This window comes from Pollutimonas thiosulfatoxidans, from assembly GCF_004022565.1.
In the GTDB taxonomy this organism is placed as follows: domain Bacteria; phylum Pseudomonadota; class Gammaproteobacteria; order Burkholderiales; family Burkholderiaceae_B; genus Pusillimonas_D; species Pusillimonas_D thiosulfatoxidans.
Genome location: NZ_CP022987.1, coordinates 2,932,977 through 2,948,217, shown reverse-complemented (window position 1 = coordinate 2,948,217; position 15,241 = coordinate 2,932,977). Strand labels below are relative to the sequence as shown.

General features: G+C 58.7%; 10 protein-coding genes. 3 read left to right on the top strand and 7 right to left on the bottom strand.

The window, feature by feature from the left end; translation table 11 throughout:
• Nucleotides 1-2: 2 nt before the first annotated feature.
• From CKA81_RS14315 to CKA81_RS14305, 3 genes are all read right to left on the bottom strand, one after another.
• Nucleotides 3-1,478, bottom strand: a complete 1,476-nt coding sequence (locus CKA81_RS14315; protein WP_128355896.1) for a TolC family protein — start codon at nt 1,476-1,478, stop codon at nt 3-5.
• A gap of 92 nt (nt 1,479-1,570) precedes the next feature.
• Nucleotides 1,571-7,828: a peroxidase family protein gene (locus CKA81_RS14310; protein WP_128355895.1), complete on the bottom strand. Its 6,258-nt coding sequence runs from the start codon at nt 7,826-7,828 to the stop codon at nt 1,571-1,573.
• A 464-nt stretch (nt 7,829-8,292) separates the two neighbouring features.
• A complete protein-coding gene (locus CKA81_RS14305; protein ID WP_128355894.1) occupies nt 8,293-8,895 on the bottom strand; it encodes an NADPH-dependent F420 reductase in 603 nt (200 codons plus the stop codon).
• A gap of 166 nt (nt 8,896-9,061) precedes the next feature.
• Between CKA81_RS14305 and CKA81_RS14300 the strand changes: the two genes are divergently transcribed.
• A complete protein-coding gene (locus CKA81_RS14300) occupies nt 9,062-9,472 on the top strand; it encodes a winged helix-turn-helix transcriptional regulator (RefSeq protein WP_317135163.1) in 411 nt (136 codons plus the stop codon).
• Nucleotides 9,473-9,492: 20 nt separating this feature from the next.
• Here the strand turns inward: CKA81_RS14300 and CKA81_RS14295 are convergent, their stop codons facing one another.
• The 3 genes from CKA81_RS14295 to CKA81_RS17115 all read right to left on the bottom strand — a co-directional run bounded on the left by CKA81_RS14295 (nt 9,493) and on the right by CKA81_RS17115 (nt 11,344).
• Nucleotides 9,493-10,107, bottom strand: coding sequence for an ABC transporter ATP-binding protein (locus CKA81_RS14295; protein WP_128355892.1), 615 nt, complete (start codon nt 10,105-10,107; stop codon nt 9,493-9,495).
• Between the two features lie 29 nt (nt 10,108-10,136).
• Entirely contained in the window at nt 10,137-11,051 is a 915-nt protein-coding gene (gene rssA, locus CKA81_RS14290) for a patatin-like phospholipase RssA (RefSeq protein ID WP_128355891.1), read from the bottom strand.
• Nucleotides 11,052-11,167: 116 nt separating this feature from the next.
• Nucleotides 11,168-11,344 (bottom strand): hypothetical protein, encoded by a 177-nt coding sequence (locus tag CKA81_RS17115; protein ID WP_164878413.1) that lies wholly within the window; start codon nt 11,342-11,344, stop codon nt 11,168-11,170.
• Between the two features lie 155 nt (nt 11,345-11,499).
• Here CKA81_RS17115 and CKA81_RS14285 point away from each other — a divergent pair, with 155 nt between their 5' ends.
• Nucleotides 11,500-12,978: a sensor domain-containing diguanylate cyclase gene (locus tag CKA81_RS14285; RefSeq protein ID WP_128355890.1), complete on the top strand. Its 1,479-nt coding sequence runs from the start codon at nt 11,500-11,502 to the stop codon at nt 12,976-12,978.
• Nucleotides 12,979-13,004: 26 nt separating this feature from the next.
• Here CKA81_RS14285 and CKA81_RS14280 read toward each other — a convergent pair whose 3' ends face one another.
• The gene (locus tag CKA81_RS14280; RefSeq protein WP_128355889.1) at nt 13,005-13,613 is read right to left on the bottom strand and encodes a LysE family translocator; all 609 of its coding nucleotides are present in this window, start codon (nt 13,611-13,613) and stop codon (nt 13,005-13,007) included.
• Nucleotides 13,614-13,722: 109 nt separating this feature from the next.
• On the opposite strand from CKA81_RS14280, the gene CKA81_RS14275 reads away from it, so the two are divergent.
• A complete protein-coding gene (locus CKA81_RS14275) occupies nt 13,723-15,183 on the top strand; it encodes an aminotransferase-like domain-containing protein (protein WP_128355888.1) in 1,461 nt (486 codons plus the stop codon).
• The last annotated feature ends 58 nt before the right edge of the window (nt 15,184-15,241 follow it).

The window sequence follows — 15,241 nt, the reverse complement described above, 5'->3', positions numbered from 1 at the left end:
GTTTATTGTTCTGAGCGTGCTACCAGCACACTGCCGCGAGGGGTGTTGTCGATCAGCGATACGACCTTGTTCAGATAGGTATCGTTGAGTTCGTCAAACGTGTTGCTATGCAGGTCTCCCACCGCCGCGGCCAGGCTGAGACGTGCCAGCAGGTATTCCAGTTGGGCCTTGGCCAGCTCGTACCGCGTCCGATAAAGTCGGTCTTGCACCTTCAGCACCTCGAGATTGCCGGTGATGCCAACCATGAATCCTTTCTGGGCCGAATGCAGACTAAGCTCGCCAGATGCCACCGCAGCGCGTAGCGCCTCGATATGATCAGCTCCCGCCTGCACATTCGTGTACTGGCGTGTAACCTCTGCGTCGGTTCTCTCCAGCGTGGCTCGAAGCTCATGCTGCAGGCGGCTCCGTTCGGAGCGGGCCCGCGCCACATTCGCCTTGCTATAGCCGCCGGCAAATAGTGGGATGCTGATTTGAATGCCGATGGAAAAGGTGTTGGTTCTTTGGTTTAATGCGGACAGATCCTCGCTGTTCGACCTGCCATAGGCGACCACCAGGTCTGTGGTCGGCATATACCTGCTGGCGGCCACATCGACTTCGGTACTGGCCACCCTGATGGCCAGCTGTGCGGCCTGCACATCGGCGTTGTCGCTGCGTGCCTTATCGAGCCATTCATGTAATTTGGCCGGCCTGAGCGGCGGCAGCGGGAAGTCGTCGCCCAGCGTGGCCAGGTGAGTGGGCACGATACTCAGCAAGGTCTCGAGCTCTCGCAAGGCTACAGTCGATTGGTCAGCCGCTACGATCAGATCCGCGCGTGCCACGGCCAGGCGTGCCTCGGTTTCCTGTACATCGATCCGTGTAGCTTCGTGCTGGCGATACAGGGACTCGATCGCGGCGGCTTGGCTTTGCAACGACGTCGTCAACGAGCGCTGTAGCGCCAGACCCTCGTAGGCAAGCAGGGTGTTGAAATAAGCGATCGCCAGTCGCATGCCTGCGTCCTGGCGTTTGACCTCGAATACAGCAGCGCCCATGTCGGCCCGCGCGTTGCCGCGCTGATAATCGGCGTAACGACCAGGACTCAATAAGGATTGCTGCAATTGGATGTATGCGTTGTATGAGTCGTAGTCGAGTCTGGAGCCCGACTGCCCGTCCAGAAAATCAAGACGAGTAAGGCTTCCTGTTACCCGGCTGCGCTGGTAGCCGGCCTGAACCTGGGGCAGCAGGCCGGCCCGCCCTTGAGCCCGCTCGGTCTGCGTAGCAGCCTGTTCACTGATGGCTGCCCGATAAGCGTGATCGTACTCAAGAGCGGCGCGCCAAGCCCTGGACAGGTCCAGCACATCGCGTTGCGCAGTGGCAACTGGCGCGCTCCGCGCTTCGGCGTCTGCGCCTTGCGCCCATGCACCGCTACACGTCAGGAAGAGCATCGTAATGCCAACCCAACGACAGCGTCGCGTTCCAGTGGGTATTGTGCTCGTGAGCATATTGTTTTTATCCCGGCAAGGCCTGCGGGCTGTGGCTGTCTGCGCCGGCCATCAGCCCGCACGGACCGGATTTCTCCGGTCCGATTGCTGCTTTAGCAAAGGAAGTAATCCTCGATGGGCGGAACAGTATTGACCAGCGCACCGCCCGCGTCGCCCTCCGTTGCCAGAATGAAGGAATCGATGCCGATATCTTGGGGATTGATATCCGAAACCATCATGGTGTCGCCCAGGATCGTCAACAACATATCGTCCCCTGAGGCCGTGACCATCACCTTGGAACTGAACGTGTTAGCGGTGATACCCAACTCGCGCAGATCGATTCTGTCATCGCCGATCGAAAAGTCGGAGATCCGGTCGTCGCCACCGAAGACGAAGATATCATCGCCGGAACCGCCGATGAGGATATCGTCACCCAGCCCGCCGTGCAGAATATCGTTCCCCGACCCACCGTTCAGAATGTCGTCGCCCGAACCGCCTTTAAGCGCATCGTCGCCGGAGCCGCCATTGAGCACATCGTCGCCGGCACCGCCATCCAGGACGTCGTTGCCTGACCCGCCGTTAAGAACATCGTCGCCAGATCCTCCGGTCAGACGATCATTTCCCGAACCGCCGCTCAGAACGTCGTCGCCAGACTTGCCGCTCATCCGGTCGTCACCTGATCCTCCATTCTGCCGACCGCCGTCGCTTCCGATCCCCTCAGTACGGTCATCATCGTGGTCGTCGTTGTCGCTGAGGGCATCATCGCCTTCCTGATCATCGTCATCGTCCCCGACATCCTCATCTTGATCGGCTTGATCGTTCTGATTTTGATCGGAAATGAACTGATCACCGCTAGCGAGGCGGATGGTCGGCATGCTGTCGCTGGCGAACGTAACGCTATGGTCGGCGCTGCTGATTGTGGTCAAGCCGTTTGTGCTGATAACCGTCGAGCCTTCCTGAGTCATACCCGCCGGAAGCTCAATGACATCCTGCGCACGCAGCGCGCCGATGATCATATCGTTGCCGCCGTTGGAGCGGAACACGATCCGGTGCGCCGAAAGCAACGAGTTGATATCGACCGAATCGTCGGCGGCGCTCCCATCGATCGTAATCGTGTTGAAGTCCAGGCTGGTTTCAGTGAAATCGCCCACAACCTGTATGAGGTCGCCGGCGTTCAGGCCGCCACCGTTGCCGCCGGGCGCCGTTACGTGTAGCGTGTTGACGCGAATTTCTTCGATGTTGTCCAGCTCGGCGATCACCAGGCCGTTGCGTGCAACCACAATCTCGGTATTCGTCGCAAGGACGAGACCCGCTATGGCCGCGGTTGCGGCGGTACGAGTGTAGATCGTGAAGATTTCGGGGCCCGCCACGCCATTCAGTTGGTAGGTGTCGACGCCCTCTCCGCCGTTGACAAGATCACGCCCGCCTGTGCCGCCGGTTTGCGTAATCGTATCGTTGCCGTTGCCCCCGTGAATCATGTCGTTTCCGGCACCGCCATTGATGGCGTCGGCTCCGTTCATGCCGAAAACGACCTGTGAACCGGCGGTTCCGTTGAGCCCGTTCAGGGCGGGGTTGCCGGCGTTGGTACCATTGACCACGGTGTAGCTGACGCCATTGAATTGGAGGGCTTCGACATTGGTCAGCGTGTCGACGCCTTCGGCACCGGTATTGTCGGTTACCGTGATCGTGCCGCCCGTGCGTTCCATCGAAAAGTTGTGCGCCGCGCCCACGTACACTGCCGTATCGCTGCTGCCAGCGCCTCCGTCCATTGTGTCGTCGCCCGCTCCGCCGTTCAAGGTATCAAGGCCTAGGCCGCCATGCAGGCTATCGTTACCTGCGCCGCCATCGAGCGCGTCGTCTCCGCCGGCGCCGGTCAGCGTGTCGTTTCCGGCACCGCCGAGCAGAAAGTCGTTGCCGTTGGCCCCGTTGGCGATATCATCGCCCTGTGTGCCCACGAACAGATCGGCTGCGCTTGTACCTGTCCAGTTGTCGCCCACGATGCCGGTGGGTGACGAGAACAGGGTTTCGATGTTTCCCTTGCCATCGGTGAACGTCGCAGAGACCCGCAAGCTGGCACCGACCTGGCCGGCCACGCCGTCTGCCGGCGTAAACGTCGCGTCGATTGCACCAACGATATCGCTCCACGTCGCGCCGCCGTCGGTAGATACCTGCCATTGGTAGTCAAAGCCGCCGGTGCCCAGCCCGTTTTCGTCGACGATGCCCGTGGTATCAACCGTAAGCGGCTGACCTTCGGTGGGTGTTGCATCGCTGATAACGGGCGCGCCGGTGGCAGGAATGTTGAAAAGCTGGTCAACCTGGTAATCCACCGTGCCGCCATTGCCATCCGAGAAGCGCAATACCTCTATATTGAAGAGCCGATCTACTCCGTCGGATACGGCGTTGACGATGTTTCCCTCGTCGCCATCCGGGCCCGCGTCTTCATCGAAGCCGCTATGATCAACCGTAATGCTTCCATCGGCATTGCGAGTGAAGGAGTAGTTTTCCACTACATCGGTATAGACGGCGGTGTCGATATCGGAGGCGACATTTCCGTCGAGAATCTCCCGCACAATACCGAGATTTCCAGGGTTGATCGTGCGATCGAACACCAGGGCATCAAGGGTACGCCCGTCGAAAAGTACATTGCCGTCGGCGTCATACACGGGGTGCCCCATGCCCTCCGCAGAACCTATTTCGCTGCCATTCGCATCATGGACTGCGATCCGGACGTTCAGCCAACGGTCGCCGTCGATGACGTCGTCGCCAGCTAGACCCTTGATGACATCGCTGCCGCCACCACCGAGCAGAATGTCCGAGGCGTCGGCTGTGTCCATCACGATGGTCTCTTCCACACCGGCGACTGTGACAGTCGTGCGCTCCTTGTGGGCAACAAGTTCCGAAAGGCCGGAGATGAGAGAGACGTTCTTCTCGAGCAACGCGTTCGAATAGGAATCGAGGGTGCTGTTCTCGGCGGGAATGGCGGCGGTGTTGTCTAGCTCGGCTCGCGCATTCGTGGGCAATACGCGGCCAGTAAGGGTATCGTCATGAACCCATCCTGACAGGCCTTCGACCAGGTCGAAGCGATCACGGAGAATGAAGGCCTCTTGTGTGCTGAATAAGGGAATGCCCAGATCCGAGTTGGCGGCGCTTTCGTCCCCCTTATGTATCGCCCAGTCAAATCCCGCCATGCCGTTGCTGCGTTGTATGCCGTCGTTCTGGAACATGATGTCATCACCCGACTCGGCATCGTAGTCGGTGTCGTTGCCATTACCATTCAGTACATCATGGCCGATGATGGACGAATTGAAGAATAGTTCGGAGTTGTCGCCCGCCAGCGTGTCGAAGCGGCCGCCACCCTCTATCCAGTCGTCGCCCTCGTTGCCCATCAGAAAGTCGACGCCGTCTCCTCCCAGAATGAAGTCGTTGTCTCGGCCACCCAGTACATGCTTGCCGTCGGGCCCGGCAATGATGAAGTCTTGCCCTTCGTTCCCGAAAATAAGGGCCATGCCGCTGCCGCCGTGTATGGCGTCGTTGCCCTTTTCTCCGTGCAGAAAGTCGGCCATCCCGATATCAGTGCCGGAGTTCGTGATAACGTCATCGCCGTCGCCACCGTGTACGTGGTCCACGCCATAGCCGGCCTCAATCGTATCGTTGCCGCCACGCCCCCAAATGCTGTCATCGCCGTCGCCGGCCTGCAGCACATCGTCCTCTTCAGTGCCGCCCAGCACAACATGCTCGCCGCCATGATAGATAAGAACGTCATTGTCGCCATCGCCATCCAGATCCTTGCGCACCACCTTCGGGCTGATCGCATTGAGAATCGGATCGTCGAACAGAGGATCAGCGCCGATCTGCCGCGACTGATCCATCTCGATCGTATGGTCCGGCGTCGAGAAGATATCGCCTGGCAACGCGGTGGCGTTCTCATCGCCCAGGTCGGTGGCACGCATCATCATCTTGCCAAACGAGTTGTTTTCCAGCTCGTTCAATAAGTTCAGACCTTGCACGCGGGACAGGTAATAGAAGCGATCCCCATCCTGCAGGTTTTCCAACTGCAGTTCGAAGACAAAACTAAAGGTGGATCCCAGCATGCCGCCGAAGTCCATGTGCTTTTCTGCCAGGCCGCCCACCCAGAGATCGATATCGTTAAGACCCGTCTCGGCCACGCTCCACGCGCCGGTCGAATTCAGGAAGTCCAGGCGGTCCAGGGGCGCATTGGCCCCTCCCAGCACTAGATCGCTTGCCGCGATTCGTTTGCCTTCTATGCCGGTCTGCGCAATGATGCTGGAGTGCGTGCCATAGGCGGCGATGAAGTTCACGATAGAAGCGGGATTCTTCAGATTCAGCGCAAAATCGGCCCAGCTCTCGTAAGGTTTAAGTTGCGTATCCTGGTTCGCCATCTGGTAAAACTGGGCACGCGCCTCGTTCAGCGACGGCAGGCCAGTGTCCCGGCCTCGCGCAATATTTATTGCAGGAAGATCCAGCGGTATGCCCAGCAACTGATTACGCAGCGCGTTCGTCACGAATTCGTCGATCTCGTTGCCGGCCTGGCGCGACATGCCGCGAATGATGGCACCCGCTGCGGTGTCGTGGTCGACAATCACGTTGCCGGCCTCGTCCACAGCGCCCAGCTCCAGCGGATTAAGGAAGCCGTTGAACAGAGGGATGGGGTTGAACGTACCGTCGCTCTCGATCCGATCGATGTTTTCATTTAGCATCGAATGGCCGAAGCGGTACACAGCATGCGCAAACTCGGCAAAGATCGCCGGATTGATGTCGGCCGAAGGTTCAAATACGAACGCATCGATGTCCGGCTGCATCTTGCGGGCGTACTCTTCAAAGACAAGATGTTGGTATTCCATTTCATTGGTGAACCGGCCGGCCTGGAACAGCCGTTCGCCGTTCCAGACCAGGGCGTCGATATCGGCCTGGTTCGTCGGCACTTCCGTTACGGCTTGCAGCAGCCATTCGTTCAGAAAGGCCAAGTCGTTGGACTCGAGAATGACGTCTTTCGTATGCTCGACCAGCCGATTGTGTTCGGCATGGAAGACATGGTGAATGGTGCTAAGGCCGATATTTTCGTTGCCCCGTCCGTCGCCGGTAATGTAGTGGGCGTCGAGCATTTCGTTATCGTAGGCCAGTTGCCGGCCCCCAGCGCCGTAGGCGCCGGCGTAGCCGACCAGATCGTCGGCATCGGTTTGAAGCACGCCATTCAGATCAAAAATGGGTACGGCAGCATGCGCGATATCATCCAGGAAGGCATGGTCCACACGCACTGCCATCGCCGTGCTGGCAGGCGCCCCGGGTGTCCCGGAAACTACCTCGTCATCATCAGTATTGGGAATGCCGTCAGGTCCCAGACCCACAACGATCTGCGGATACCCGTCGCTGTCGGGAATGAAATTTCCGTAAGGGTCGACCCGTAGCATAGGGATATTGCCGATATCGGCGTCCGTCAGCTCAATACCCAAAATATCGCGCGCCTGCGCTTTTATGTCAGCCCACGTCGCCAGGCCACGCGCGCCTTCCAGCAGATGCCCCGTTGCTACCGGCCTGCCATCGAGCAGGGCATACTCGCGCAGAAACACCTGATGCGATGGATCGGATGTATAGGTCTGATTTTGATCGACCCACGGTGTCGTGATGTTGTCCGGCTCCAGCGTGGCTCGGGACATCGCCATGAAGTTGGCGGGAGAACCTGGTACGTATAGCGGGTCATCCGCCTGTAGCGGAATAAAGATCGTGCCGTTCCCGGCTTTTGGGACCAGATCAAGACCGTGATCGAAGAACTGGCCAAAAAGGGTAAACAGGCCGTTGAATGGCGCAGAGTCGCCGATATCCGGCGAAATATTCGGGAACTGGTAGGTGACAACTTGCACGCCGTTGCCATCCAGCAGCGGCACTCCATTATTGAATACCGGCGTCTGTTGGACTTCGTAGCCTGCGTCGCGCCATTGCTGCGCAACGATAACTGCCGCGGGATTATTGCTGGTCTGGTCGACGATGAGGTTGGAAATCAGACGGGGATCGGCGTCGACAACGTTGCCGGTTTCGCCGTAATCGTTATTGTTCGTGATGGGGGCCAGGCTGTCGTCGCCCTCGTTACGGAAGACGCGCTCTGTGAGCGGGATGAAAGGCTGGTCGGCTGCACCCCAGGTTTCACGCCCCGCGATCAGATTATTATAGGTACCGTCGACCGTGCGCAATCCATACGGTTGCAGGTGAGGCTGTAACGGGGCGGCCCCCACTGCACCGGCCGCTTGCCCGGCCTGCGCAACGAGCTGTGCAAGGTCCCCGCCGTTGGCATGGGCCTCGGCAATACGGATTTGTTTGAGAATGAACTCTAGATCGTGTTTGACCAGTGTAACCATGACATTATCTCCTCGGGTAGTAGCGCATTCAGCGCACTTTTGTTGATCTTTAGAAAGCCTACCTACGACACTCCACAGTTACACGTGGATAAAAAAGTGAAGCAAAAAGAAAGCAGACGCGCGGAACAACGACTTGTATGTCTTAATGTTTCCGTAACGACTGAGCGGGCAGCTTAACTGTGCTCGAGTCCGCGCGTCGAGAGGGACAGATGGAGGGGGCCAATGGGTGTAAGCCCCAGTCAATGGCCGGGGTAAGCACTAGGCTATTAGGCTTAAATCGAACGGTTTTTTAATGTGTTTTCTTGGGCGTTCAATCTTGGCGCGGGAGATTCGATCTAAGCGAGTCGGTCGCGAACGAGCGGCTGGGTTCGGAGATTCTGGCCGCAAGATGATGTGCCCTAAGCCGGCTGGCCAGGGCTAAGTGGGGCTGGGACGATCATCCTGAAAGCAGCCCCGGGGTAGCGTCACGCCCTTTTCATGAACAAGTCCTGGAAGATCAGTGGGCCCCAAGTCTTGTCGCGAGCGTGCACAAGCTTGCCGCCCTCTTCGAGCTTCCCAAGATTGACAGGTGCGAAGCCAAGCTGCTCGGCGAGGGCCGCAACCGTCGCTATTGCGCCTTCATCGTCGCCGCTTAGAAACACGACTCTTCTGCCACCTTGTACCGCCGGATCCTGGTCCAGTGTGGCTGCGGCTAAATGATTGAACCCCTTAACCAATTTTCCACCGGTGAAAGCTTGCGCGACGGCCTTGGAAGAGGGCTGTCCTCCTAAATCCTCAGGAGACACGCCGTAGGTATTGGTCACGTCAATGATGATCTTTCCCTTCCAGGTCGGCAGCGCCTTCGCGACATCCCGGTGCGCCTCGTAACGGACGGCCAGAAATACGATGTCCGCCTTGACGGCTTCCGCCAAGGTTGTTGGAATGACCTTGGCTCCTATCGCGGCTGCGGTGGATGCAAAGCTTTGCGGGTCGCGGGTGGTTGCAACAGATACCTCGATGCCGCTACGGGCGAATGCCTTGGCAAGAGCCTGGCCGATCTGGCCGAAGCCAATAATTGCGTAGTTCATGGTTTGTCCTTTGATTAAATTTGCGTCAGGTTCGACGAATAAACATGCTAGACCCATCACTTGCAAAAAACAAGTGATATACGCAAATTAACTTGTAAAAGGCAAGCAAGGTTATAATCCACCTATGAAAACAGCGTGCAAGGAAAGCCTTAGGTCGACTTGCCCGGTGAACTACGGTGTGGAGGTCTTCGGCGACAGATGGTCGCTCCTGATCATTCGAGACATCGTTTTTTCCGGCAAGAAGACCTATGGCGAATTCATGAAGTCGGCAGAGGGCATCGCGACCAACGTCCTGGCCTCAAGGCTGGCTTTTCTTGAGCAGCAAGGGATACTGTCGAGGGCTCCCAGCCCTAGCGACCGGCGCAAGGATTTCTACACGCTGACTGAAAGAGGTCTGGACCTTATTCCTATCCTGCTTAGCATCATCATGTGGAGCGCAGAGCACGATACGACGTCATCCGTACGGCCACCCAAAGAGCTACTGGCCCGTTTGAAGCGCAGCCCGATGGAAGTCAGCGATGAGGTGAAAGCCTTGGTTCGAGACGGGGGGAGTGTCTTTCCCAAGGCGGTGCAGTAAGCAAGATCGTGGCGGCACGCCTAGCGCAGCGCTGCGACCTTCACCGCGACCGCCCCGCAGGCTTGTACAAACTCGGGGTCATGACTGGCGAACAGTACGACGCGATCCCGGCCCCAGGTGCTGAACTGTTCAGCCAGCACGCTGCGAGCCTGCTTGTCCAAGCCGTTGCTGGGCCCGTCTGCGATGATGACGACCGGATTTCCCATGGCTGCGGCAGTCAGGAAGACCTTCCGCCGCGTACCCGTCGACATCTGCTCGAAACGCTTGTCCAGATGCGGCTCCAGTCCCAAGCGGTATGCCAGGTCCAGCACGGCATGATTGAGCGTTGTGTTTTTTTCCGAGGCGACTTGCTCGAGCAACCCGCGCCCTGTCTGGGATGAAGAAGCCAGGCAATCGTCCGGCACGTAGGCCAGGCGGGCCTGCGCTTGCAGCGGCGCCTGGATCAGCGAATGCCCGTCTATCCAAACGTCCCCGTCGTCCGGTGCAATAACGCCCGCGATAATGCCAAGCAAGGTCGATTTACCGGTGCTCTCTTCTTCGCACAGCGCGACGCATCCCGGCGGGAAGCTATAGGTGAGCCCCTGGAATAGTTGATGGTCGCCGTAGCGTTTGCTGAGGTTGTCGATGCGTAGCATGCCGTGAAGTGTACATGCTGGGTCTGTGCTCAACGCCGCCCCGTCAGTTCCTTTATCTCGTGCAAGGCACGGTGGGCAGCATGCTCGCCTTCCTCTATTGCTTGCGCTGCGCGGTGGTAGTCCATCAGCGCAAAGTTGGCCAGCCGGGGGCGGATGAGTACGTCGGCAGGTTCGCCGGCCAGACGGCTGCGGGTAATGCGTACTTGCATGATGTTCAGGCTGATGCTCAGCACATCGAGGATGGAGGGCATTTGGGGGGAGGCGGGCGGCCCGCTACGCAGGCGTCCCAGCTTCATGGGAAGCTTGTCCAATACCGTTGAAAACGTACTGGATGGCTCGGCCGCCTTGGGCTGTTCCGGCGGGTCACTAAGGTCGAAATGTCGGCCTATCAGGTCGGAGTTCAAATCGACGGCGATGACCAGGTCGGCGCCCATGGCGCGACATAGCGATACCGGCACGGGGTTGACCAGCGCGCCGTCAACCAGCAGGCGGCCATCTATCTGATGCGGCTTAAACAGGCCGGGCAAGGCGGTCGAAGCGCGCAGCGCATCAATAACAGAACCCTCCCGCAACCAGACCTCACGCCCGGTGACGAGCTCGGTGGCAACGGCGCCAAAGGCTTTCGGAAATGAGGCAATGTCTTTGTTGCTGAGGTGGGTGCGAAGAAAAGCGAAAAGCCTTTCGCCATGGATCAGGCCGCCGTTGATCGTGAAATCGAGCAGTCCCATGACCCCTTGCCAGGTCAGGCTGCGGACCCACTTCTCCAGGGACTCCAGTTGTCCATCCGCGTAGGCAGCCCCTACCAGCGAGCCGATAGAGGTGCCGCAGACGATGTCTGGAACGATGCCCGCTTCTTCAAGTACTCTGATGATGCCGATGTGCGACCAGCCCCGTGCCGATCCGCTGCCCAGCGCCAGGCCGATCTTGGGCTTGGTAAGTTGCATGGAGTTCTCTTTATTGGTTTGAGTGCAATGGCAAGCCTAGTGCGGCGGGCCGAGCAAATCAAGCACTAGGTATAAGTGCGAACCAATCAAGAGACAAATCGATATTGGAAGCGGGTTTAGTCTGGTTTGGTCGGCGGCGGCTCGGTCGTACCGAGATCGCTGACGTCATTGTCTTCGTCGACATCAACGTCATCCGCCGACGATATGTTGATGGGCTCGTCCTTGTCCGTCGTTACGTCTGGCTCTGGCTTCGGCTGTTTCTTGACGGTGTCTTCGTTTTGCTTGGTGGTCATTTGCTATCCCCCGTTTGAACTTGGTCAGTCCGGCTAGCAAGCCTCATGCCGCCCGGTGGACAGGCATTTAATGGCGTTTCACGGAGCAAGCACATATACTGTTTGGCTTTCCGTAAGCAATATTATCTTTATCGCCCATACACCGGCGTAGCCTAATGCAAACAAAGAATAAAAACCTCGTGCCGGATGCGACTGTGCCGGATCTTTTCGACGTGGCCCCGACGTCCTTGTGGCTGGAAGACTACAGCCGCTTGCGTAGCTTGTTCGAAACCTGGAAGTCTCAAGGCATTACGGACTTGCGTGCCCATTTGGACGGGGATGCCGCGCGGCTGCAGGAGTGCGCCGCAAGCATAAGCGTATTGCGCGTCAATCAGCGCACGCTGACCCTTTATGGTGCAGCGTCGTTCGAGGAATTGGCAGATCGCCTTGACTACGTGCTGTCTGACATCACGGGTGGCTCCTTTATGGACGAGCTGGTCCAGTTGTGGTCGGGTAACGGCTCGTTCGAGAGCAAGACCGTCAACTATGCGCTTGATGGGCGACGCCTGGACATCCAGCTAAAAGGCGTCGTGTTGCCTGGGCACGAAGCTACCTGGAGCCGGGTGCTGCTAACGGTGGACGACATCACCGAGCTGGAGCAAGCGCATCAGCGGGTGTTGGCCAGCCAGCAATATGCGGAAGGCGTCTTTCAGCAAGCGCCCGTGTCGCTATGGGTGGAAGATTTCTCGGGGGTGAAGGGCTTGCTGGAAGAAATCCGCGAGCAAGGCATTACAGACTTCCGGACCTTTACCGATGTCCATCCAGAGTTCGTCGATCGCTGTCTGGCAGAAATAAAGGTTCTGGACGTAAATCGCTATACGCTTTACATGTATCACGCGCCCGATAAGGCCGACTTGCTGGCACGTTTGCCTGAAGTGTTCCGCGACGAAATGCGGCCGCACTTCAGAGAGCAATTAGTCGATTTATGGCAGGGGACTTTGTTTCAGCAACGAGAGGTGGTGAATTACTCGCTGGATGGCAATGCACTACACATACATATGCAGTTCTCGGTCTTTCCCGGCCGCGAGCACGATTGGGGCCTGGTGCTGTTGGCCCTGACCGACATTACGGCGCGCAAGAAGGCAGAGGCCTATCTGGAATACCTGGGCAAACACGATGTACTGACCAAGTTGAAGAACCGCTCTTTCTACGTGGAAGAACTGGCACGGCTTGAGCGGATTGGGCCGATGCCCGTTACGGTAATCATCATCGACTTGAACGATTTGAAGGATACCAACGACAGCTTGGGACACTCTGTCGGCGATGCGCTGCTGCGCCGCACTGGCGAGGTGCTGACCAAAGCGATAGACAAGCCATGGCAGGCGGCTCGCATCGGTGGCGACGAGTTCGCCATCCTGATGCCGGCGACAGATGAACAGACAGGCCAGCTGACGCTGGACAGCATTCAAAAGTTGATCGACCTGAACAACCAGTTTTACGGTGGTCCCTCATTGAGTTTTTCCATGGGGATTGCAACGTGTCAGCCGGGCGAACGCCTGGATGCCGCCTTGCGGCGCGCCGACATGGCCATGTACGAGGCCAAGCGCGACTACTATTCCGGCGAGCGGGCAAATCGGCGTAAACCTGCTGCCTGATTGCGGCTTGCCGCTGGGCCGCTGGCTTAGGCAGCGAAAAGCGGCAATACGATGGGGTATAGCGAGGCCACTAGTAACAAAGCCATGCAACGGTTGAACCACTGGATCGCCGCAGGCTTGCGCAGGGCGCGGCGCACCGCGCTGCCGCACAAAGTCCACAGGCTGATGCTGGGGAAATTGATGAGCGACAGGACGATCACCGCAGTGATCAGGTTGCTTAGAAATGGCTCGCGCGGCATGTAGGTGGCGATGATGCCCACGGCCATGATCCATGCCTTGGGGTTTACCCACTGAAAGGCAGCCGCTTGCAGGAAGGTGAACGGCTTGCCGGCGGTTTCTCCTGCTTCGACCGCGCCGGCGCGCGCTATCCGCCAGGCCAGGTACAACAAGTAGACCGCGCCGATGTACTTCAGGGCGACATATAGGCCAGGCATGGCTTCAAAAACGGTGCCCAGTCCCGCCCCCACCAGCAATAGCATGATGGCGACGCCTAAAGTGATGCCCAGCATATGGGGCAGGCTGCGGCGATAACCGAAGCTTGCGCCTGACGCGGTCAACATGACGTTGTTCGGCCCGGGAGTGATGGAGTTCACGAAGGCAAAAAGTGCTAGCGACAATAAGACATTGGACGTCATGGAAACGGCTGGAAAAATGGCTGGGAAGGTGTCATGCTAAGCGATAATCGCAGTACAGTACCGGTACAGTTTTGCGGTTCACTATTGCAACTGGCTTGGTTCATTTTGCATGACACTTTCTACGGGTATCCCGATGCTGACCTGGACTCCCATGCGTCGGTCCGGTGTATCGCTGGCAGACCAGCTGGCTACACATCTGGCCGAGCGTATTCGTAACCATGGCCTGCGGGCCGGCACTCGCCTGTCTTCGGTGCGCACGATGGCTCAGGAAGCGGGACTTAGTCGCTTTACGGTGGTGCAAGCCTACGAGAAGCTCGCCGCGCAGGGCCTGATAAGATCGCGGCGCGGGGCGGGTTTTTATGTGCTGGCGCCGACACCGGCGATGGCTGCTTCCGCTGAAGCCGCTGGCCTGCCGCCCGACCCAGAGGCTGCCTTCGATACCCTCTTCCTGCTGCGCAGCATGTTTCGCGAAGTCGCAGGCATGCCCGTGCCCAGCACGGCGGGTCTGCTGCCGCCGGCGTGGCTTAACCACGAGATGGTATCTGCGGCGGTGCGCAATGTGGGCCGCAGCGGTGGGCGCAGCCTGCTGGGCTACGGGGTGCCCAAAGGCTTGCTGGCGCTGCGTCAACAAGTGGCTTCAGGCCTGCAGGCGCAAGACGTGCCGGCGCATCCGGACCATCATCTGATGACAGTGGCCGGCGTTACCCACGGGCTGGACTTGATCTCGCGTACGTTTATTCGCCCGGGCGACACCGTGCTCGTGGAGGACCCTGGGTGGTTCATGATTTTCGGTCGTCTGACGGCGTTGGGCGCGCGTGTGGTCGGCGTACCGCGCCTGCCCGATGGTCCGGACGTCAGGGCGCTTGCGCAACTGGCGCAATTGCATAAGCCCGTGCTGTTCATTGTTAATTCAGCGGTGCACAATCCTACAGGTCATACCTTGTCGGCCGGGGTGGCGTACGAAGTGTTGCGCATTGCCGAGCAGTTCGACTTTCTGCTGGTAGAGGATGACACCTATGCCGATCTCCATCCGGGCGAACCCATGCGATTGGCCGCATTGGACAGGCTGAACCGGGTCTTGCTGGTGGGAGGTTATTCCAAAACCTTGGCGGCAAGCCTGCGTGTAGGCTACATAGCGGGCAAGCGGGATCTTATCGATCGACTGACGGATACGAAGCTGCTGGGTGGCTTGACCACGCCACAGCTGGGCGAGCAGGTGGTATATCGCATACTCGTGGAAGGCCAGTACCGCCGCCATCTTGAGCGATTGCGTGTCCGCGTCAATGACGCCCGGGACGAATGCCTACGCCGTCTGCTCGCCATGGGCTGCACCATTCCGCATGAACCTCATGCCGGCATGTTTGTGTGGGCGGATTGCGGCATGGATACTGAAGTGCTTGCGCGGCGGGCCGCGGCGCGGGGCTTGCTGATCGGACCCGGCGTGCTGTTCTCACCGACCCAAACGCCCTCGACCCATTTTCGCGTAGCGGTGTCGCTGGTAGAGGACGACAAGGGACTGCGGGTGCTGCAAAGCCTCCTCGGGCGGGATGATGGCAACCGCGATACGTGAACGCTGTTATTCGTACTGCACGCCGTGTTCTCGCGTAAAGTAGTTCTTCGGGGCGACA

Bases quoted from the DNA above. Each gene is read 5' to 3' on its own strand.
- CKA81_RS14275 (WP_128355888.1), top strand. From the start codon at position 13,723: ATGACACTTTCTACGGGTATCCCGATGCTGACCTGGACTCCCATGCGT.
- CKA81_RS17115 (WP_164878413.1), bottom strand. From the start codon at position 11,344: ATGACCACCAAGCAAAACGAAGACACCGTCAAGAAACAGCCGAAGCCA.
- CKA81_RS14295 (WP_128355892.1), bottom strand. From the start codon at position 10,107: ATGCTACGCATCGACAACCTCAGCAAACGCTACGGCGACCATCAACTA.
- CKA81_RS14310 (WP_128355895.1), bottom strand. From the start codon at position 7,828: ATGGTTACACTGGTCAAACACGATCTAGAGTTCATTCTCAAACAAATC.
- rssA (WP_128355891.1), bottom strand. From the start codon at position 11,051: ATGCAACTTACCAAGCCCAAGATCGGCCTGGCGCTGGGCAGCGGATCG.
- CKA81_RS14315 (WP_128355896.1), bottom strand. From the start codon at position 1,478: ATGCTCACGAGCACAATACCCACTGGAACGCGACGCTGTCGTTGGGTT.
- CKA81_RS14280 (WP_128355889.1), bottom strand. From the start codon at position 13,613: ATGACGTCCAATGTCTTATTGTCGCTAGCACTTTTTGCCTTCGTGAAC.
- CKA81_RS14285 (WP_128355890.1), top strand. From the start codon at position 11,500: ATGCAAACAAAGAATAAAAACCTCGTGCCGGATGCGACTGTGCCGGAT.
- CKA81_RS14305 (WP_128355894.1), bottom strand. From the start codon at position 8,895: ATGAACTACGCAATTATTGGCTTCGGCCAGATCGGCCAGGCTCTTGCC.